Raw genomic sequence first — 20,422 nt, 5'->3', positions numbered from 1 at the left:
CAAATATAGTTTCAATTGGGATTTTACCAAACACTTTTCGTATTTTTGAGCTCGATTTAACAAAATATTTGAAAATGCAACGCGACGAACAAATTTTCGACTTAATTCTTGAAGAACAAGACAGACAAATCCACGGATTAGAACTTATTGCATCAGAAAACTTTGTAAGCGACCAGGTAATGGAAGCGGCAGGTTCGGTGTTAACCAATAAATATGCAGAAGGCTATCCCGGAAAAAGATATTACGGTGGCTGCGAAGTAGTAGACGTTATCGAGCAAATCGCTATCGACAGAGCCAAAGCTTTATTCGGTGCCGAGTATGTAAACGTACAACCACACTCCGGTTCACAGGCAAATACAGCTGTTTTGTCAGCGTGTTTAAAACCGGGTGATAAAATTTTAGGTTTCGATTTATCGCACGGTGGTCACTTAACGCACGGTTCTCCGGTTAACTTCTCCGGTAAATTATACAATCCTGTATTTTACGGTGTAGAACAGGAAACTGGTCGTTTGAACTACGATAAAATTCAGGAAATTGCTACTAAGGAACAACCTAAATTAATCATCGCTGGTGCTTCGGCTTATTCTCGTGATATGGATTTCAAACGTTTCCGTGAAATCGCGGATTCTGTAGGTGCTATTTTAATGGCCGATATCGCGCACCCAGCCGGTTTAATTGCCAAAGGTTTAATGAACGATCCTGTTCCTCATTGTCATATCATCACAACAACTACTCACAAAACATTACGCGGACCAAGAGGCGGAATGATTATGATGGGTAAAGATTTCGAAAATCCGTGGGGTTTAACTACACCAAAAGGTGAAATTAGAATGATGTCGCACGTATTGGATATGTCCGTTTTCCCTGGAAATCAAGGCGGACCGTTAGAGCACATTATTGCTGCTAAAGCGGTTGCTTTCGGTGAAGCATTAACCGATGAGTTCTTCCGTTATGCAATGCAGGTTCAGAAAAATGCTAAAGCGATGGCAGCAGCTTTCGTGAAAAGAGGATACAATATTATCTCAGGCGGAACAGACAACCACATGATGTTGATCGACTTGAGAAACAAAAATATTTCCGGTAAAGAAGCTGAAAACGCGTTAGTGAAAGCTGAAATTACCGTAAACAAAAATATGGTTCCTTTTGATGATAAATCACCGTTTGTAACTTCTGGTATCCGTGTGGGAACTCCGGCAATTACAACTCGCGGTTTGGTTGAAGCAGATATGGAAACTATCGTTGATTTGATTGACAGAGTAATCATGAATCATACTAACGAAGAAGTATTGGAACAAGTTGCCGATGAGGTTAACGACATGATGAGCGAAAGAGCAATGTTTGTTTTCTAGTATATCATTATATTTAAAATTAAAAAATCCCTCAATTGAGGGATTTTTTAATTAATGTGATTATTTTTTGCCAAAGAGTTCATAGCGCAATATGAAACTCGTATTGGTGAAATCCATATTAATGTTGGAGGCAGCCGTAATGTCGGAAGTCAGGTAATATCTTACTTCTCCAGATATTTTTCTGTAAGCGTATCCAATTCCAAATGCAGGGGAAAATGTAGTTGGAGCATAATCATAGTGATTTTTATTGCTGAATTCAACTGTATATTTTTTTCTCGGAATTACCCTAACATTGGCTACAGCATTTAAAAATATTTTAGAATTTTTGTTCAAAAAGAAATAGTGTCTTATTCCTAACGGCAATTGAAAATAATTAATAGTTGTTTTAGCTATGATTGATGATCCGCTCAAGCTTGATGGTGGCGTTGTTTGCTCATCCTTGAAATTATTATAACTCGGTTCAAAAGTAATTCCCCATTTGTTATTGTTAAATGGTAATATTAATTCATATTCCAATCCGAATCCAAATCCCGAATTTTTAAAATCTGGTGAATAACTAGGACTATATGAATCAACGCTTAGACTGGAATTATTGTACATTACTGCAGCTTTAAGATTATGGCTGATTTTTTTAGCCTTTATTTTGGTAACAACCGGATCCCCTTTACAAGCATTGTATTTTGTGAAATATTTTGTCAGGTCGGTTTCTGTATAATTTGTCGACTTAATGTTTTGTTGAGTAGTGGTTTCACATTTTACATCGGTCCATAACTGTCTTTTGAACAAATCATTAATTAAAACATCACCAGAGCTGTATTTTCCTTGATTGTTTTCTGAGGTTGCTTTGTATTTTATGAAAATCAATTGTTTGATAGGAGAGTTGTTTACAGAATAGAAAAACTTCTCTAAGCCATTTTCTTCAAATTTGTACAGATTTGAAGAACCGTAAACCAATTGTTTAAGAAAAACTCTTTCGTTTGTAAATTGCGGATCTTTATCAAAACCTATATGTTGAAGTTTGTTACTGGATTTTTCTATATCAATATCCGCTCTTACATATCTGCATATTTCTGATATTTCAAATTCTTTGGCGTAATCTATGGAGATGATTTTTGTCTCGCTGTTTTCCGATTCTTTAAACTCAAATGAATTTGGATTGTTTTTCCAATCGGTGTTTTTAATAAACCCTTCAATTTTATTGTTGTTATTGTCTAGGTAAAATCCTTTTTCAAAATTTGTTTGAGCGCTGACAAAATTGTAAATGAGTAAGAAAATAGTAATGTAAAAGTTATTCTTCATTGTTTTGTTTATTTGTTTTAAAGAAGTAAAAGTAAGACGTTGGTTGTGATTATTTGTGTGATTTTTTTTATTTTTTAATATCAAAAATATTTTTTTTTGTTATAAAAAAGAGGAGTTCATAATTGATTTTATGGACTCCTCTTTTAAAAATATATGAAGAAAATATCTTCTCTAAAGATAGGCTATTGGTACGATTATTCTTCTTTCTGTCCCATCATCATCAGATAGGCTTTCAGGAATTCGTCGATTTCACCGTTCATTACGCCATCGACATCACTGGTTTCATATCCGGATCGAACATCTTTAACCAATTTATACGGATGCATTACATAGTTTCGGATTTGCGATCCCCATTCGATTTTCATTTTACCGGCTTCGATATCAGCACGCTGGGCCAATTTCTTTTTCAATTCGATTTCGTATAACTGCGAACGTAACATTTGCATTGCTCTTTGGCGGTTATCGTGCTGCGAACGCGTTTCCGAACACTGAATCTGAATTCCGGTCGGTTTGTGCAACAATTGCACTTTTGTTTCCACCTTATTTACATTCTGACCACCGGCACCACTGGAGCGGGCTGTCGTAATTTCAATATCGGCCGGACTAATTTCAATCTCAATAGTATCATCTACCAAAGGGTAAACATACACGGATGCGAACGAAGTATGGCGTTTCCCGTTACTGTCAAAAGGGGAAATACGCACCAATCGGTGTACACCATTTTCACCTTTTAAATAACCGAAAGAATAATCGCCTTCAATTTCCAAAGTCACGGTTTTAATTCCGGCCACATCGCCTTCCTGAAAGTTCAGCTCTTTGATTTTGTAGCCTTGTTTTTCACCCCACATCAAATACATACGCATTAACATCGACGCCCAGTCACAACTTTCTGTTCCTCCGGCTCCAGCTGTTATTTGCAGTACTGCACTCAAGTTGTCGCCTTCGTCGGAAAGCATGTTCTTGAATTCGAGATTTTCAATGTGTAATAGTGTGGTATGGTATTGCTGATCAAGCTCTTCTTCGGTGGCATCGCCTTCTCTGAAGAACTCATAAATCAACTGAAGTTCTTCGGCCATGGTATTGCCTTTTTCGTAATCTTCGACCCATTTTTTCTTAGAACGCAGGTTTCTGACAATAACTTCGGCTTCCTTGGCGTTGTTCCAAAAATCCGGTGCAAAGGTTTTTTCTTCCTCGTTGGCTATCTCAATAAGTTTCTTGTCGACGTCAAAGATACCTCCTTAACGCACCAAGGCGCTCAATAATATCCTTAATCTGTTCGGTATTTACCATAAAAATTGTAGTTTTATACCGCAAAAATAGACATTCCTTTTTAGAATATGGAAATAAATTTAATTAGCGATACGGTTACCAAACCAACCCCCGAAATGTTACAACACATGTTTCGCGCCAAAGTAGGCGATGATGTTTACCGTCAGGATCCTACAGCTGTGGAACTCGAAGAAACAGTGGCCGATTTATTCGGAATGGAAGCGGCGTTGTTTTTTCCTTCCGGAACGATGGCGAACCAAACGGCAATTAAGTTACATACTCAACCCGGAGAGCAGTTAATTTGTGATAAATGGGCGCATGTTTATTTGTATGAAGGAGGAGGAGCGTCATTTAACAGTGGTGTTTCCTGTTCGTTAGTAGATGGAAATCGCGGGATGATTACTTCGCTTCAGGTAGAAGAACATATTACAGATCCGGAATTTTATCACAACCCAAAAACGTCTTTGGTTTGCATTGAAAACACGACGAATAAAGGTGGCGGCGCTTGTTATGATATCGACGAATTACGCAGAATAAAACAGGTTTGTGTCGACAATAATTTAAAATACCACTTAGATGGCGCGCGTTTATGGAATGCTTTGGTAGCTAAACGTCAGCACCCGAAACAATATGGTGAATTGTTCGATACGATTTCGGTTTGTTTGTCAAAAGGAATGGGAGCTCCGGTAGGATCCTTGCTTTTAGGAGACAAGGAAACTATTCACAGAGCCTTGCGAATCCGAAAAATATTAGGTGGTGGCATGCGACAGATTGGTTATTTGGCGGCTGCCGGATTGTATGCACTACAGCATAATGTGGGCCGATTGGAAGAAGATCATCGCCGTGCCAGAGAAATTGGTGCTTTATTACAACAATTGTATTGGGTGGATAAAGTAGAACCGGTTGAAACCAATATTCTGATTTTCTCCGTAAAACCTCAATTTGACGAAGCCTTACTGATGGAAAAACTGAAACAGAAAAACATTTTTATCAGTTCGATGGGGAAAGGAAAACTCCGTATTGTTACCCATTTGGATTACAAACAGGTCATGCACGATTACGTGTTGGAAGCTTTGATGAAAATTGAACTTTAGAAATCCGGATTTACCTGAAAAGTCATCGTTTCTTTTGTGACCGGATGTTTGAATTCAATCCATTCAGCATGAAGATGCAATCGGCTGGCTTTTGTTCCGTACAAATCATCACCCACGATCGGAGCATTTAATCCTAAACTATGCGAAGCGTGCATTCGCAATTGGTGCGTTCGTCCGGTAATCGGCCAAAAATGAATGCGGGTTTGCTTGTCGGTTCTTTCAATCACTTTGAATTTTGTAACGGCGCGTTTGCCATATTCGTAACACACCAGTTGGCGCGGACGGTCTTCCAAATCAATACGTAAAGGCAAATCGATTTCACCTTCAGCATCCGCAACTATTCCGTCCAGCAAAGCGATATAGCGTTTTTTAACCGTTCGTTTGATAAACTGACTTTGTAAAAGTTTATGCGTGTCTTTGTCTTTGGCAATCAGCATTAAACCAGAAGTCGCCATGTCCAAACGATGCACGATAAGTGGTCCGGTGGCTGTTGGATATTTCAGTTTCATGCGTTCGTAAACCGAATCCATAATATTGATGCCCGGAACCGATAAAAATTCAGCAGGTTTGTTGATTATGGCTAGGAAATCATCTTCATAAATCGTTTCAATTTCCACACCTAAAGCCGGATTTACAAGTAACGGATTCTCATCCACAGGTAAACCTTCCAACATGTGTCCTAATATTGGTTCGCATTTTCCGCGGCAGGCAGGGTAGAACTGTCCGTGTTTACGTATTTCCGATTTTGGTGATTCGCCCCACCAGAATTCGGCCATTGCAATTGGTTGCAGGTTATTTAAATAAGCATATTGCAAAAGTTTTGGTGCGGCACATTCTCCAGCTGCAGCCGGTGGTTTCAACAAAGCAGTTTTTTCGAAAATTTCACACAGACTTTTGGTTTCACCGTTATTGTTCAGAAAATGATACTGATCGAAAAGCTGTTGTTGTAAGTCGGCCGATTTTTCTTTTCGTGCCTCTTTTAAAGCTGAAATTTCAGAAGTATAATGATTTAACTTTTGTTTGATAACCGAAATTCCCTCTTCCAGATATTCCGTAAGTTCCCGTAAAAGAAACTTGTCTTTGAGGCTTTCTCTTACCAATGCATTCATCTTGATTTCAAGAGAAGCGGCGTCAAGATTTTCGCTTTCTATTTTTTTACGTTCCAGTTTGCGGACTTTCTTAGCCTCGCTCATTTTCAGTTTTTGTTCCTCTAACTTTTTGGTTGCCGATTCGGTTTCGGTTTTTAAAAGTCGGGATAATTCTAAAAATTCAGGATTGCTTTCTAAGGATTCAATCCGATTGTTAATCTGTGTAAGTTCCTTGATTCCGATGAGGAAAAAACTGTCTTCTTCCAACATGTCGAATATCGGAGGAACAAATAAAGGATGAATGTTTTTCTCGGCTAACTTCCCCGAAAAAGCTGCTAAATAGCCGATTTCATTCTGCTCGTTTTTAACCACCATTACACCGAACATTTTACCGATAACTGAGCCTTCCTGGTTTTCATCTAATCCGAAATTGTGCTCCCAATCAGTTTGTTGTTCCAGATATTCCTGAAGTTCTTTGGCAGCTAAAATACTCAACGGATGCGGTTCGTAATAAAAAGGAAACGTGAACCGTTCCGGCAAAGCATACGAGTCAATCACACCTTTAAAAGGAATAAAACATGTTGCTATTGAGGTTTTGGTCGGAGTCATTTTTGTTTTTTCGGAGTGCAAAAATACGAAGCTTTTGTAAGGTTACAACAAATAATAAAAACGTATGCCATAATAACATACGTCTTTACAGTAAGTCCTATTTTTTATTTGAACATATCCATACCCGGAATATTCGGCATTCCGTCTTTGGCTACAGCGGCTAATTCCGCTTCGTTTACGTTAGTTGCTTTTTCAATTGCTTTGTTCATAACTAACACTAAATAATCTTCCAATTGTTCTTTGTCTTCCAGTAGACTGTCGTCAATAATGATGGATTTTACTTTGCGGTTGGCTGTTAAAGTCACTTTCAATAGCCCGTCGCTGCTTTGTTCGTCAATTAAAACGGTTTCCAGACGTTTTTTTGTGTCTTCAATTTTTTGCTGGGTTTCTTTAAGTTTGCCCATCATGCCCATGATATCTCCAAACATGTTAATAAATTTAATGGTTATTGACTCACAAAATTATTAAATTGCAAGTACATAAATCCAAAAATGAAATATCAATTTCTTTTGAGTTGCGTTTGTCTTACTTTTGCATCCGCAATTGCTCAAAACAATAAACCAAAAATGGTAGAAAAAATAAAAGCTCCTTTGGCAGCTGTTAAGCCAAAACAACTTGAAAAACACGGTCATGTCCGTACAGATAATTACTATTGGTTAAATGAAAGAGAAAATCCGGAAGTAATTGATTATCTGAATAAAGAAAATGATTACTACAATGCAATGACGGCGCATACCAAGCAATTCCAAGCGGATTTGTTTGAGGAAATGAAAGCAAGAATTAAAGAAGACGACAGTTCTGTTCCATACTTATATAACGGTTATTATTACATTACCCGCTATGAAAAAGGAAAAGATTACCCTATTTATGCCCGAAAAAAAGGAAGCCTTGAAGCGAATGAAGAGATTATGTTCGACTGCAATGAGATGGCAAAAGGACATTCCTATTTTCAATTGAGCGGATTGAGCGTTAGTGAAGACAATAAATGGTGTGCATTTGGTGTAGATACGGTTTCCCGAAGAGAATATACCATTCAGATAAAAAATCTGGAATCCGGAGAAATTCTTCCGGTAAAACTGGAAAAAACAACAGGAGGTTCCACTTGGGCGGCCGACAACAAAACCTTGTTTTACACGCGAAAAGATTTGGTAACGTTGCGTTCGGATAAAATCTACAAACACAAATTAGGTTCGGAAGCTAAAGAAGATCAGGTTGTTTTTCATGAAAAAGACGATACGTTTTCGACTTACATCTACAAAGAAAAATCAAAAAAATACCTTGTAATAGGTTCTTCAAGTACTTTAACATCGGAATATCAGATTTTAAAATCCGACAATCCTGATGGAAAGTTCGAATTGTTTCAGAAAAGAACACGCGGATTAGAATATTCGATTTCACATTTTGGTGACAGTTTTTATGTGGTTACCAACAAAGACAAGGCAACCAATTTCAAACTAATGAAAACGCCGGAAACGGCTACTGCAAAAGAGAATTGGGTGGATTTGATTCCGCACCGAAAAGAAACATTGCTGGAAGGCATTGAAATCTTCAAAGATTATTTGGTGGTAGTAGAACGTAATAACGGTTTGAATAAAATCCGAATCATGCCATGGAGTGGGAAAGACGAGTATTATTTGCCTTTTGATATTGAAACGTACACGGCTTACACGACTACGAATGTCGATTTCGACACCGAAATTCTGCGTTACAGTTATCAATCGATGGCCACGCCTTCTTCTGTGATTGATTTTAACATGCGTACCAAAGAGAAAACCATCAAAAAAGAACAAGAGGTTCTTGGTGGTAAATTCGACAAGAATAATTATACCGAAGAACGTATTTGGGCAACAGCTCAAGATGGAACTAAAGTGCCAATTTCTATGGTCTATAGAAAAGGAATTAAGAAAGATGGTAAAAATCCATTGTTGTTGTACGCTTACGGCTCTTATGGTTCATCTATGGATCCTTATTTCTCGTCAATCCGTTTGAGTTTATTGGACAGAGGATTTATCTATGCTATCGCGCACATTCGCGGAGGGGAAGATTTAGGGCGTGAATGGTATGAAAACGGAAAATTATTGAAAAAGAAAAATACGTTTACCGATTTTATCGATTGTTCCAAATATGTAATTGAACAACAGTATACTTCCGCAAAACATCTCTATGCTGAAGGTGGTTCAGCTGGAGGATTGTTGATGGGTGCCATCATTAATATGGCTCCGGAATTGTATAATGGTGTAATTGCTCAGGTTCCTTTTGTGGATGTGGTTACTACAATGTTGGACGATTCTATTCCGCTTACAACAGGTGAATATGACGAATGGGGGAATCCAAACGACAAAAAATACTACGATTATATGTTGTCTTATTCACCATATGATAATGTTAAGCAGCAAAAATACCCAAATATATTGGTTACAACAGGCTTGCATGATTCTCAGGTGCAATATTGGGAACCGGCAAAGTGGGTAGCTAAATTAAGGGTTATGAAGCTGGGAGACAGTCAGTTATTTTTAGACACCAATATGGATACAGGTCATGGAGGTGCTTCCGGAAGGTTCGAGGCGATAAAAGAAGTAACAAAAGAGTATACTTTTTTGTTAGATTTAGAAGGAATTAAAAAGTAGATAAAGAATTTTTTATACATTTGCAAGGTTGTGACTATTCCAAAAAAGGTTTATATTCACAACTCGCAGAAATTTATTTTTTATGAAAGAAGAAATAAAAGCCTATAATAGCGTATTGGAATTAATTGGAAACACACCTCTAATTAAGCTTAATACGATAACAGAAGGATTAAAAGGAAACTTTTACGCTAAAGTAGAGGCCTTTAACCCGGGACATTCCACTAAAGACAGAATTGCATTATACATCATTGAAGAAGCCGAAAAACGCGGTATTTTAAAACCTGGTGATACCATTATCGAAACTACTTCCGGAAATACCGGTTTCAGTATTGCGATGGTAAGTATTATAAAGGGGTATGATTGTGTTTTGGCGGTAAGTTCTAAGTCATCCAAAGATAAAATTGATATGCTTAGAGCCATGGGAGCTAAAGTATATGTTTGTCCTGCTCACGTTTCTGCTGACGATCCTCGTTCGTATTACAATGTGGCCAAACGTTTGCACGAAGAAACCAAAGGATCCGTATACATCAACCAGTATTTCAATGATTTAAATGTTGATGCACATTATAAATCTACAGGTCCGGAAATTTGGGAGCAAACCAATGGTAAAATAACGCACTTTATTGCTTGTAGCGGAACTGGTGGAACTATCTCAGGAACAGCGCGTTATTTAAAGGAACAAAATCCGAATATTAAGGTTTTAGGGGTTGATGCTTTTGGATCAGTATTGAAAAAGTACCACGAGACCAGAGAATTTGACAATGATGAGATTTATCCGTACCGAATTGAAGGTTTGGGTAAAAATTTGATTCCTACAGCAACTGATTTTGATGCTATTGATAAATTCACAAAAGTAACTGACGAAGAAAGCGCTCATACAGCAAGAGAGATTGCTAAAAAAGAAGGTTTGTTTGTTGGATATACTTCCGGAGCAGCAATGCAGGCCATCAAGCAATTTGCAGAAGATGGTGAATTTGACGAAAACAGCAATGTAGTTGTTATTTTCCCGGATCACGGATCGCGTTACATGAGTAAAGTTTTCAGTGATGAATGGATGAACGAACAAGGTTTTTTTGACAGCATCAATGCGGAAGAAGCTCAGAAGATTGAATTTATAAAATAATTTCTTAGATAGTTAGATTTTTAGACTTCTTAGATTGTTAAATATAGAAAAAGCTCCATTTAAAATGGAGCTTTTTCTATTATTGAAATATCATTTGTCATTCCGACATCAGTAGGAATCTCATAAAGTAATACGATAAATATGTGATTTCTTGCTTTGGTCAAAGACTATTGCTAGAATCGACACGTAAAAAAAAATATTAGTAAACATAAAAAACTCCGTTGCGTTATAAAACGAGACGGAGTTTTTTTAATCTAACAATCTAACTTTCTAAGAAGTCTAATAATCTAAATTATTCCTGCATTGTATGATACACGTTCATCACATCGTCATCTTCTTCGATTTTTTCCAATAATTTCTCAACATCGGCTACTTGTTCAGGCGTTAATTCTTTAGTGATTTGCGGAATACGCTCAAATCCGGAAGATAAGATCTCAATATTTCTGTTTTCCAGTTCTTTTTGGATGGCACCGAAGCTTTCAAAAGGAGCATACATTAAGATGCCGTCTTCGTCTGCGAAAATTTCTTCTACACCAAAATCAATCATTTCCAATTCCAGTTCTTCTACATCCTGGCCTTCAGCCGGGATTCGGAAATTACAAGTATGATCGAACATGAATTCTACCGAACCTTGTGTTCCCATCGTTCCGTTACATTTATTGAAATAACTTCTGATGTTGGCAACAGTTCTGTTGTTGTTATCAGTGGCAGTTTCAATTAAGATTGCAATACCGTGTGGTGCATAGCCTTCAAACAATACTTCTTTAAAGTTGGCAGTATCTTTGTCGGATGCTTTTTTAATTGCACGCTCTACGTTGTCTTTTGGCATGTTTGCCGACTTCGCATTCTGGATAACGGCTCTTAAACGGGAGTTGGTTTCCGGATTTGGACCACCTTCCTTAACGGCCATTACAATGTCTTTTCCTATTCTTGTAAACGTTTTAGCCATTGCCGACCAACGTTTCATTTTTCTCGCTTTTCTGAATTCAAACGCTCTTCCCATTTCTATTCGGAGTTTATTTATTTTACAAGTTGCAAAGTTTCAAAGTTGCTGAGTTACTTAGTTTTATAAGTATGAAACTTTAAGCTGCAAAATTAATTTTTTATAACTAAAAAAAAAACTTTGACTCTTTGTTACTCTGCTGCTTTGCTACTATTTCTTAAAAAACGGCATTTTAACCACTTTTGCTTTAATATCTTTGTTTCTGATTCGGATGTAAATTTCGGAATCCGGAGTTGCTAAAGCTGTTGGAACATAGCCCATTCCAATTGCAATTCCCATTGAAGGCGATTGCGTTCCGGATGTTACAATACCAACAACATTTCCGTCAGCATCAGCAATTTCGTAATCGTGACGAGGAATTCCTCTTTCCACCATTTCAAAACCAACTAATTTTCGACTAACACCTGCTTCTTTTTGTTTTTTAAGATTTTCAGAATTGGTGAATTCTTTGTCAAATTTTGTAATCCATCCCAAACCGGCTTCTAATGGAGAAGTGGTATCGTTGATGTCGTTTCCGTACAAACAGAAGCCCATTTCCAAACGTAAAGTGTCACGTGCGGCTAGTCCGATTGGTTTGATTCCGAAAGCGGCACCGGCTTCAAAAACTTTATTCCAGATCGTTTCTGCATCTTCGTTTTTGAAGTAAATTTCGAAACCACCTGAACCGGTATAACCTGTAGCCGAAACAATTACATCCTGTTTTCCGGCAAAATCACCAATCTGGAAAGTGTAATAGCCCATGTTAGCCAAATCGATATTCGTTAAGCTTTGCATCGCTTCTGCTGCTTTCGGGCCTTGAATTGCTAATAACGAGTAACTGTCTGAAAGATTTTGCATGTCTACGCCTAAATCGTTGTGAGAAGAAATCCAATTCCAGTCTTTTTCAATGTTGGAAGCGTTAACCACCAGCATATAGTGATTGTCTGCAATTTTATATACGATTAAATCATCTACGATTCCGCCTTCATTATTTGGTAAACAGGAATATTGAGCTTTTCCATCCACTAATTTTGATGCATCGTTTGAAGTAACTTTCTGAATCAAAGCCAAAGCATTTTCGCCTTTCAGAAAAAATTCTCCCATGTGTGAAACATCAAAAACACCCACGCCGTTACGAACTGTTTCGTGCTCAATGTTAACTCCTTCATATTGAACAGGCATATTGTAACCTGCAAACGGAACCATTTTAGCTCCCAAACTTTCGTGAACGTGCGTTAATGCTGTATTTTTCATTGTATGTTGATTGTTTGTTTTAGGACGCTAATGTATTGATTTTTTTAGGAGTGACAAAACCATAAATCAGAGATATTTCGTAATTTTAAGGTATGGAAAATTATATTTTATTAGATAAAACTGTAGCCTTGCAACGGATAAAGCCAATTCCGGAGAATACGCATAAAGGAACTCAGGGACACGTAATGATTGTTGGCGGCAGTTATGGGAAAATTGGTTCCGTTTGTCTTTCTGCAAAAGCATGTTTGAAAGCGGGAGCCGGATTGGTTACGGCTTATGTGCCTAAATGCGGTTATGAAATTGTTCAGACTGTTGTTCCGGAAGTAATGGTTTTAACCGATGATTATACCGATCATATCACTTCTGTAAATCATAAACTGACTTTGAATGCTATCGGAATCGGAATGGGTATGGGGCAGAATGCCGATGTACAACAGGCTATGTTTCATTTTTTAAAGATGAATACAGTTCCGATGGTTATCGATGCGGATGGCTTGAATATTCTTTCTGAAAACAAAGAATGGCTGGAAATGCTTCCTAAGCAAACCGTTTTAACACCACATTTAAAAGAATTGGAACGACTGATTGGTGCTTGGAATTCCCATTCGGAAATGCTTGAAAAAGTACAATCGTTTTCTGTAGCATTTAATGTTGTTGTAATTGCAAAAGGAGCGCCAACCTTTATAGTGTATAAGACCTCTGTTTTTGAAAATACTACCGGAAATCAGGCTTTGGCAACTGCCGGAAGCGGCGATGTTTTAACGGGAATCGTAACTGGGCTTTTGGCTCAACAATACAATCCGTTGGACGCGGCGGTTTTAGGTGTATATCTTCATGGAATGACTGCCGATATTGCAGCACCAGAAATAGGTTATCACGCGTTTATAGCTTCAGATATTATTAATTATCTCGGAAAAGCATTTCTGACTTTAGAGTAATAAAAAAAAGCCGTTTTTTAGGACGGCCTTGTATTTAAATTATCAATTATTTAATCCCTAATTCTTCGAATTTTGCTACTAATTTAGGGTCGGATGGGCGAGGAGCATCAGCTGAAACAATGTTTCCGTTCGGATCCACTAAGATAAATCTCGGAATACCTTCAATTGCATATTCCTGAACAAATTTTGAATTCCAGTCGTTGTCCGCAAACAATTGGATACCGCCTAATTTTTTCTCTTCCACGAATTTTCTCCATTTTTCGTAATCTTTTTTCGCATCGATGGAAAGGCTTACGAATTCGATATTTTTACCGTGGTATTGTTCTTCTACCTTTTGTAAACTCGGAATTTCACGACGACATGGTCCGCACCAAGTTGCCCAAACATCGATGTAAACGTATTTTCCTTTTAAACTTTCTAAAGACGTTTTTCCGCCTTTGAAGTTTTCGTAGTCAAATTTAGGAGAAGGATTTCCCGCAGTAAGTGTTTTTATTTTGTTGAACTTGGTAGTTAATTCGGTTTTAAATTTTGTATCTGAAGAAAGCGAAATCAATTCGTTATAAAGCATGGCGGCATCCGGATTTCCGGCACCTACTTCATAGGCTAAATTTTGGATGTGCGCATTTTTAATTGCCGGGCTTTTTACTTTTTTAATTTCCGGTAACGCCAATTTATATGTGTATTCTTCATTTTCGCCTAGTTGTGCGAAGATGTTATTGTTGAATTTTGTGGCAACGATTTGTTTGTAAGGCGAAGAAAATAAAAAGTCCTGTTCGTTGTCTAAATCAATTTTAGTATCAAATTGCGGGAAGGTTGCCGAAGGTTTGAATCCTTCAATTTTTGCATAATGCGCATGGTATTCAGGGTAATTCAGCAATTGCAGCTGTTCGAAATAACCAATACTTTTCAATTCGTTTTTTTTGAAATTTTCATCGGTAATTTTCGATTTGTTTAATAAATCTGTCATTGCGGTTTTCACTTCCTTTACTTTGGTTAAAAAGGCAGTTTCATCCAATGCGTAGAAATCCTGAACATTTCCCATAAGTTTATTAGCTGCAGCAGATTTCAGAGCAAAATATTGATTCTCTTTGCTTCCGGCACCTGTATAAATTAAGCTCGCAGGGAAGTTTTTGTCGTCAAAATTAATCGCCAATTTGGTTCCTTTAGACAAATAAAGTGAAGTACGACTGTTTTTTGTAGCTAAATTATAGGTTCCTGAATATTCAATCGGGAACGTTTCCGAGAAAGAACCGTCAGCTTTAAGCGTTATTTCTTTTTCAAAAGATTCTCCTTTAATCTTCAATTTACCATCTTCAGTATTGATAATTTTTCCGGAAAGGGTGATGTTTTCTTTTGGAGTTGTAAAGGAAGCCAACAATACAACCAACAAAAGGTAAAGTGTGTTTTTCATGTTTAATGGTTTTTTAGTTGTCCAAATATAAGAAATGTCCGCTATAAAGTGTCATAATGAAATACTAATAATAAATCTTGCATTTTAACCGCTTTTTGTTGAATTTTGAGGTCTTAATTTAACCACGAAAAATGGATACTGTACATTATATAAGTTCTGATGTTTTTTCTTTAGAGTTGCTTGAAGAAATTATTTCTCAAAACAAAACATTGGATTTATCAGAAGAGGCACGTGTTAACGTTGAAAAATGCCGTACTTATTTAGATAACAAAATGCAATCACATGGCGAACCAATTTACGGAATCAATACCGGTTTCGGCTCGTTGTGTAACATCAAAATATCAAATGAAAATCTTACCAGACTTCAGGAGAATTTAGTGAAATCACATGCTTGCGGAACCGGAGACGAAGTGCCGCAGGAGATTGTTAAAATCATGTTGTTGCTGAAAATTAAATCGTTAAGCTACGGACATTCCGGCGTTCAGTTGCAAACAGTAGAACGATTGATTGAATTCTATAATAATGATATTTTTCCGGTTGTTTATACTCAAGGATCTTTAGGGGCTTCCGGCGATTTGGCACCTTTGGCACATTTGTCTTTGCCGTTAATCGGAGAAGGGGAAGTGTATGTTGACGGTTTCCGCCAGCCGGCCAAAAAGGTTTTGGAAAAAATGGGTTGGAACCCGATTGAATTGCAGTCGAAAGAAGGATTGGCGTTATTGAATGGTACCCAATTTATGAGTTCCTACGGATGCTACGTGCTTCTGAAGGCAATGAAGTTTTCCTATTTGGCAGATGTAATCGGAGCAATCTCCCTGGAAGGTTTTGATGGAAGAATCGAACCTTTCAATGAATTAATCCACATGGTTCGTCCGCACAAAGGGCAAATCAATACGGCAAAACGGTTTCAGGAATTATTGGAAGACAGTGAAATTATTGCGCAACCTAAACAACACGTTCAGGACCCTTATTCGTTCCGTTGTATTCCGCAAGTGCATGGTGCTTCAAAAGATACCATCGATTATGTGAAAAAAGTATTCAAGACCGAAATTAATTCGGTTACGGATAATCCAAATATTTTTGTGGGTGAAGATTTAATTATCTCCGGAGGTAATTTCCACGGGCAACCTTTGGCTTTAGCATTAGATTTCTTAGGAATCGCTTTGGCAGAGTTAGGAAGTATTTCCGAAAGAAGAACGTATCAGTTAATTTCCGGTTTAAGAGATTTACCACCGTTTTTGGTAAGTAATCCGGGATTGAATTCCGGTTTCATGATTCCGCAATATACGGCGGCGAGTATAGTGAGTCAGAACAAGCAATTGGCTACTCCATCGAGTATCGATAGTATTGTTTCGTCGAACGGACAGGAAGACCATGTGAGTATGGGGGCTAATGCTGCTACGAAATGCTTGAAAATCATGGAAAATCTGGAACGCATTTTAGCGATCGAATTGATGAATGCTTCTCAGGCCATCGAATTCAGACGTCCTTTAAAATCGAGTGAGTTTTTGGAAACGTTTATTAAATCTTTCCGTGAAGAAGTGCCGTTAGTGGATGAAGACAGAATTCTGCATTACGATATTGAAAAATCAATTGCTTTCCTGAACAGTTTACAGTTGGATAGCGAAGTTTTGGAATAACAAAAAAGCCTCTTAATTGAGGCTTTTTTTATTTCATGAAATGAATACTGATTATTGCCAATAGCGCAGGAACCGATTGTACATAAAATATAGTTCTTTGTACGGTAATCGCTCCGTAAACACCGGCCACAAAAACACAACTCAGAAAAAATAAAGCTACATTGAAACTCCAATGCGCATCACAAATTAATAACGACCAGATTAAACCGGCCGCAAGAAATCCGTTGTACAAACCTTGATTTCCGGCCATTTGTTTTGTCTTTTCGAACATTTCGGCAGGAACACTTCGGAACACTTTTTTGGCTCTTGTGGTCCAGGCAAACATTTCCAGCCAAACGATATAAAGGTGGATGCAAGCCACAAAACCGATGAGTATTTTGGAGAGGATTGTCATAATTTATTTGTTTAGGAATCCATTAGGGTTTTGATCTTTGTAAATTTTTAAAATAAGCATAACGCCGGCCAACGCTTCCGAGAGCATTCCTAAAATTAAGAGTACCGATGCATAAGGCCAATGCATGATTTTGAATAAAGCGCCAACAATTGTTATGATGCAACCTAAAATAAATGCGATTAAGATGTGTTTGTTTTTCATGTTTAATTTCTTTCTTGAAACGGAGTTATGATTCCTTTTTCTAAATATTGTTTTAATTGTCTGAGTAAATCAGCCCAGCAGAAACTGGCTACCCGAAATTCTTTACTGATTTCTTTCCAGTTGGTATGATAGAATTGTACGGTTGTTACATTGGGTACTTCTTCAGATAAGATAAAACCGAAACGTGTTGGTAACCATTCTTCCATGGCTTCGGTCATACTAAATTCAATTTCTTGGTTAATTTTCAATTTAGAGATTTTTGCAAACCAATTGTATTCTTTTCCAAAATAGAAATTGTATTCTTCATTCGGGTTTGCTTTTCCGCTGCAGCGTAAAGTCCACCAATTGTTTAGCCCTTCCGGAGTACTTATGGCTTCAAAAACTTTTGACGAAGCGGTATTGATACTAAAATCATGATAAATGGTGTTCATCTTTATTCGGGATCAATAATTTTCTCAATTCGTTTATCCGGAATCAACCACATTAAGGCAACCAAAATGTACATTATACCGGCAAATAAAGGATTAAAGTTAGCGCTAATAATTCCGATACTATACAAAACGGGAGAAATTTTTCCTTTTAGATCCTTTCCGATTGCTTTTGAGAGAACAGAATCCGGTCCGTGTTTTTTTAGAATTTGTGACTGTAAAATGAAATAGGCGATGGCAGCCATTAAAAGAATGACTCCGTATAAAATCATCGGAAAAGGAGCAAAATTATTTTCACCAATCCAAGCCGTTACAAACGGAACTAACGATAGCCAAAACAATAAATGTAAGTTAGCCCAAAGAATTCCACCGGTAACCTGTTTTACGGTGTGCATCATGTGGTGATGGTTGTTCCAGTAAATGCCAACATAAATAAAGCTGAGAATATAGCTTAAAAATTTTGGAAATATCGGTCGTAAAGATTCTAAATCCATGCCTTCAGGAACTTTTAATTCCAAGACCATAATGGTGATAATGATAGCCAAAACACCATCGCTGAAAGCTTCTAATCGCGTTTTATTCATTTAGTTGTTGATGTTGCCTAAGGTTTTATGAATTTTTCTTTTGTGATGGGTTTGCTTAAGAGTATCATTTCCACTTATGATACTGATATTACCATCTATTTCAAACATTGCTAATTTCACATCTTTATAATATTCCACGCCGTGTTCCCGCATGGCTTCTTCCAGTTCGTCCGAAGTAATCCCCAGTTTTACCAATGCTTTAAAATCAATTTTTCCGTTATGAATCAGTATTTCCGGTTTGTCTTGCACAAGATTTTTAATGAAAGCGGAATTAAGCATCGTTTTTTTAAAAATCAGGTTGATTAAAAAAAGAGCGAAAGCAGCCGTCACACCACCAAGTAATGTGGTGTTGTTTCCAACCATGGCATTTTGTACCGAGTTACTAATCAGTAAGATCAGAATAATATCGGCGGTATTGAGTTGCGAAAGTTCCTTCTTGCCAAAAATCCGCAAAGCAATCACCATAAAGAAATATACGGCAATACTTCGCAGGACTATGTCAAGGTATGGGTTCATTTATCTTTATAATTAAAAGATTAAAAGATTAAAAGATTAAAAGATTAAAAGATTAAAAGATTAAAAGATTAAAAGATTAAAAGATTAAAAGATTAAAAGATTAAAAGATTAAAAGATTAAAAGATTGTTTGTCTAAAGAACAAAATTTAATTTTGCTCACTGCTCACTGCTCACTGCTCACTGCTCACTGCTCACTGCTCACTGCTCACTGCTCACTGCTCACTGCTCACTGCTTTATTTCCACTTGAAATTTTTCTCAATTGCCTTAATCATTTCTCCGGCAATGTCTTTGTGAGTGGCTCCTTCAATGCCTTCCAATCCCGGAGAAGAGTTCACTTCCAATAGTAAAGGCCCTTTTGAAGAACGGATGATATCAACCCCGGCGACTTTTAAATTCATCGCTTTTGCAGCTTTGATGGCGATGCGTTTTTCTTCCGGAGTTACTTTTACCACTGAAGCGGTTCCGCCTAAGTGAATATTCGCTCGGAATTCTCCCGGTAGGGCTTCACGCTGCATCGCTGCAACCACTTTTCCGTCTACGACAAACAAACGCAAATCTTTACCGTTAGCCTCTTTGATGAATTCCTGAACTAAAATGTTGGCATTTAAACTTTTGAAGGCATTAATTACCGATTCGGCTGCTTTTTTGGTTTCGGCTAAAACAACACCTTTTCCCTGTGTTCCTTCCAATAATTTTACAATTAGAGGAGAACCGCCTACCATTTTAATCAAATCGTTGGTGTCCAGCGGAGAATTAGCAAATCCGGTTGTTGGAATATCCACACCGTTATTTAATAATAATTGTAACGAAAACAGTTTGTCTCTTGACTGACTGATGGCTGCCGAGTTGTTTAATGCAAATACTTTCAATGCTTCAAACTGACGTGTCAAAGCGCAACCATAGTAGGTCATACTCGGACGGATTCTCGGAATTACTGCATCAAAATCATTCAGAACACGGCCGCCACGGTAATGGATTTCCGGTGTATCGGCATCGAGTTTCATGTAGCAGTATTTCAAATTCAGGAAGTGCATTTCGTGCCCGCGCATTTCCCCGGCTTCCATGATTCTTTTATTGCTGTACAATTCCGGATTACTGGCTAAAAGTCCTATTCGAAGTCCTTTTTTACCGGTATCTTCAGCGTAATAATACTCTTTTATTTTTTCGTTTGTGGGTTGTCCCAATAGGTATTTCTGTTCTGGGTCTACTAAAATTCGCCCAGACATAGCTTCGCGACCTAATAACATTCTGAATCCCATTGAATCACGATTGGTTAAGGTGACTTCAATTTCCCAAAGGCTTCCGCCGATTTCCAAAGTAGTTTTAATCACATAACGTTGTTCACGGTAACCGCTTGAGCTTTTTACGACACGTTTGTCAACTAAAACCGCTTCACAATGAATAACCGCTTTCAGATTGTTTTGTATGGGATTGATATCGAATCGGATCCAATTTTCTCCGTCTTTTTCAAAAGGAGTGATATTTGTAGCGTGCAGCGCTGATGTTTTTGCGCCCGAATCAACACGAGCTTTAATGGTTGGGATTCCAAGTGCTGGAAATGAGCACCATTCTTCGCTTCCTACGATAACTTTGTCTAGCATTTCAATACATAATT

General features: G+C 37.6%; 19 protein-coding genes. 6 read left to right on the top strand and 13 right to left on the bottom strand.

Going from position 1 to position 20,422, the window contains the following annotated elements; translation table 11 throughout:
- Positions 1-74 precede the first annotated feature (74 nt).
- Entirely contained in the window at positions 75-1,349 is a 1,275-nt protein-coding gene (gene glyA / locus FCR2A7T_RS13010; RefSeq protein ID WP_023571768.1) for a serine hydroxymethyltransferase, read from the top strand.
- 60 nt (positions 1,350-1,409) lie between these two features.
- Here the strand turns inward: glyA and FCR2A7T_RS13005 are convergent, their stop codons facing one another.
- Positions 1,410-2,648, bottom strand: coding sequence for an outer membrane beta-barrel protein (locus tag FCR2A7T_RS13005; RefSeq protein WP_131473119.1), 1,239 nt, complete (start codon positions 2,646-2,648; stop codon positions 1,410-1,412).
- A 194-nt stretch (positions 2,649-2,842) separates the two neighbouring features.
- Positions 2,843-3,938 (bottom strand): peptide chain release factor 2 gene (gene prfB / locus FCR2A7T_RS13000; protein WP_117614405.1). Its coding sequence is split into 2 segments (ribosomal slippage): positions 2,843-3,874 and positions 3,876-3,938, totalling 1,095 coding nucleotides; the frame shifts between segments, so codons are not numbered across the junction.
- Between the two features lie 47 nt (positions 3,939-3,985).
- Between prfB and FCR2A7T_RS12995 the strand changes: the two genes are divergently transcribed.
- On the top strand, positions 3,986-5,011 hold the full coding sequence (locus FCR2A7T_RS12995; RefSeq protein WP_023571765.1) for a threonine aldolase family protein: 1,026 nt from the start codon (positions 3,986-3,988) through the stop codon (positions 5,009-5,011).
- Here FCR2A7T_RS12995 and FCR2A7T_RS12990 read toward each other — a convergent pair.
- Both FCR2A7T_RS12990 and FCR2A7T_RS12985 read right to left on the bottom strand, forming a co-directional pair.
- Positions 5,008-6,708, bottom strand: coding sequence for an RluA family pseudouridine synthase (locus FCR2A7T_RS12990; RefSeq protein WP_081709392.1), 1,701 nt, complete (start codon positions 6,706-6,708; stop codon positions 5,008-5,010). The two genes, FCR2A7T_RS12995 and FCR2A7T_RS12990, sit on opposite strands and share 4 nt — an antisense overlap.
- Before the next feature lie 104 nt (positions 6,709-6,812).
- A complete protein-coding gene (locus tag FCR2A7T_RS12985; RefSeq protein ID WP_023571763.1) occupies positions 6,813-7,136 on the bottom strand; it encodes a YbaB/EbfC family nucleoid-associated protein in 324 nt (107 codons plus the stop codon).
- 138 nt (positions 7,137-7,274) lie between these two features.
- On the opposite strand from FCR2A7T_RS12985, the gene FCR2A7T_RS12980 reads away from it, so the two are divergent.
- Positions 7,275-9,335 (top strand): S9 family peptidase, encoded by a 2,061-nt coding sequence (locus FCR2A7T_RS12980; RefSeq protein WP_117614409.1) that lies wholly within the window; start codon positions 7,275-7,277, stop codon positions 9,333-9,335.
- A gap of 82 nt (positions 9,336-9,417) precedes the next feature.
- Positions 9,418-10,458, top strand: a complete 1,041-nt coding sequence (locus FCR2A7T_RS12975; protein WP_023571761.1) for a PLP-dependent cysteine synthase family protein — start codon at positions 9,418-9,420, stop codon at positions 10,456-10,458.
- 292 nt (positions 10,459-10,750) lie between these two features.
- On the opposite strand, the gene FCR2A7T_RS12970 is transcribed toward FCR2A7T_RS12975, so the two are convergent.
- A complete protein-coding gene (locus FCR2A7T_RS12970; protein ID WP_023571760.1) occupies positions 10,751-11,461 on the bottom strand; it encodes a YebC/PmpR family DNA-binding transcriptional regulator in 711 nt (236 codons plus the stop codon).
- A gap of 150 nt (positions 11,462-11,611) precedes the next feature.
- A complete protein-coding gene (gene gcvT / locus FCR2A7T_RS12965; RefSeq protein WP_023571759.1) occupies positions 11,612-12,694 on the bottom strand; it encodes a glycine cleavage system aminomethyltransferase GcvT in 1,083 nt (360 codons plus the stop codon).
- 92 nt (positions 12,695-12,786) lie between these two features.
- Here gcvT and FCR2A7T_RS12960 point away from each other — a divergent pair, with 92 nt between their 5' ends.
- Positions 12,787-13,632 (top strand): NAD(P)H-hydrate dehydratase, encoded by an 846-nt coding sequence (locus tag FCR2A7T_RS12960; protein ID WP_023571758.1) that lies wholly within the window; start codon positions 12,787-12,789, stop codon positions 13,630-13,632.
- Positions 13,633-13,678: 46 nt separating this feature from the next.
- Here the strand turns inward: FCR2A7T_RS12960 and FCR2A7T_RS15045 are convergent, their stop codons facing one another.
- Positions 13,679-15,043 (bottom strand): TlpA family protein disulfide reductase, encoded by a 1,365-nt coding sequence (locus FCR2A7T_RS15045; protein ID WP_023571757.1) that lies wholly within the window; start codon positions 15,041-15,043, stop codon positions 13,679-13,681.
- A gap of 131 nt (positions 15,044-15,174) precedes the next feature.
- On the opposite strand from FCR2A7T_RS15045, the gene hutH reads away from it, so the two are divergent.
- Positions 15,175-16,683: a histidine ammonia-lyase gene (hutH, locus tag FCR2A7T_RS12950; protein ID WP_023571756.1), complete on the top strand. Its 1,509-nt coding sequence runs from the start codon at positions 15,175-15,177 to the stop codon at positions 16,681-16,683.
- A 28-nt stretch (positions 16,684-16,711) separates the two neighbouring features.
- Here hutH and FCR2A7T_RS12945 read toward each other — a convergent pair whose 3' ends face one another.
- From FCR2A7T_RS12945 to rimK, 6 genes are all read right to left on the bottom strand, one after another.
- On the bottom strand, positions 16,712-17,077 hold the full coding sequence (locus FCR2A7T_RS12945) for a DUF1304 domain-containing protein (protein ID WP_023571755.1): 366 nt from the start codon (positions 17,075-17,077) through the stop codon (positions 16,712-16,714).
- A 3-nt stretch (positions 17,078-17,080) separates the two neighbouring features.
- Positions 17,081-17,278, bottom strand: coding sequence for a GldL-related protein (locus FCR2A7T_RS12940; RefSeq protein ID WP_023571754.1), 198 nt, complete (start codon positions 17,276-17,278; stop codon positions 17,081-17,083).
- Positions 17,279-17,280: 2 nt separating this feature from the next.
- Positions 17,281-17,709 (bottom strand): SRPBCC family protein, encoded by a 429-nt coding sequence (locus FCR2A7T_RS12935; protein ID WP_023571753.1) that lies wholly within the window; start codon positions 17,707-17,709, stop codon positions 17,281-17,283.
- A gap of 2 nt (positions 17,710-17,711) precedes the next feature.
- Entirely contained in the window at positions 17,712-18,290 is a 579-nt protein-coding gene (locus FCR2A7T_RS12930; protein ID WP_023571752.1) for a TMEM175 family protein, read from the bottom strand.
- Positions 18,291-18,806 carry a DUF421 domain-containing protein gene (locus tag FCR2A7T_RS12925; protein ID WP_035118468.1) on the bottom strand — a complete coding sequence of 172 codons (516 nt, stop codon included), beginning with the start codon at positions 18,804-18,806 and terminating at the stop codon, positions 18,291-18,293.
- A 234-nt stretch (positions 18,807-19,040) separates the two neighbouring features.
- A complete protein-coding gene (gene rimK / locus FCR2A7T_RS12920) occupies positions 19,041-20,408 on the bottom strand; it encodes a 30S ribosomal protein S6--L-glutamate ligase (RefSeq protein WP_023571750.1) in 1,368 nt (455 codons plus the stop codon).
- Positions 20,409-20,422 lie beyond the last annotated feature (14 nt).

The organism is Flavobacterium cauense R2A-7 (genome assembly GCF_000498475.1).
GTDB lineage: Bacteria > Bacteroidota > Bacteroidia > Flavobacteriales > Flavobacteriaceae > Flavobacterium > Flavobacterium cauense.
The sequence above is the reverse complement of the archived record's forward strand: the minus strand, read 5'-3'. Positions and strand labels throughout refer to the sequence as shown.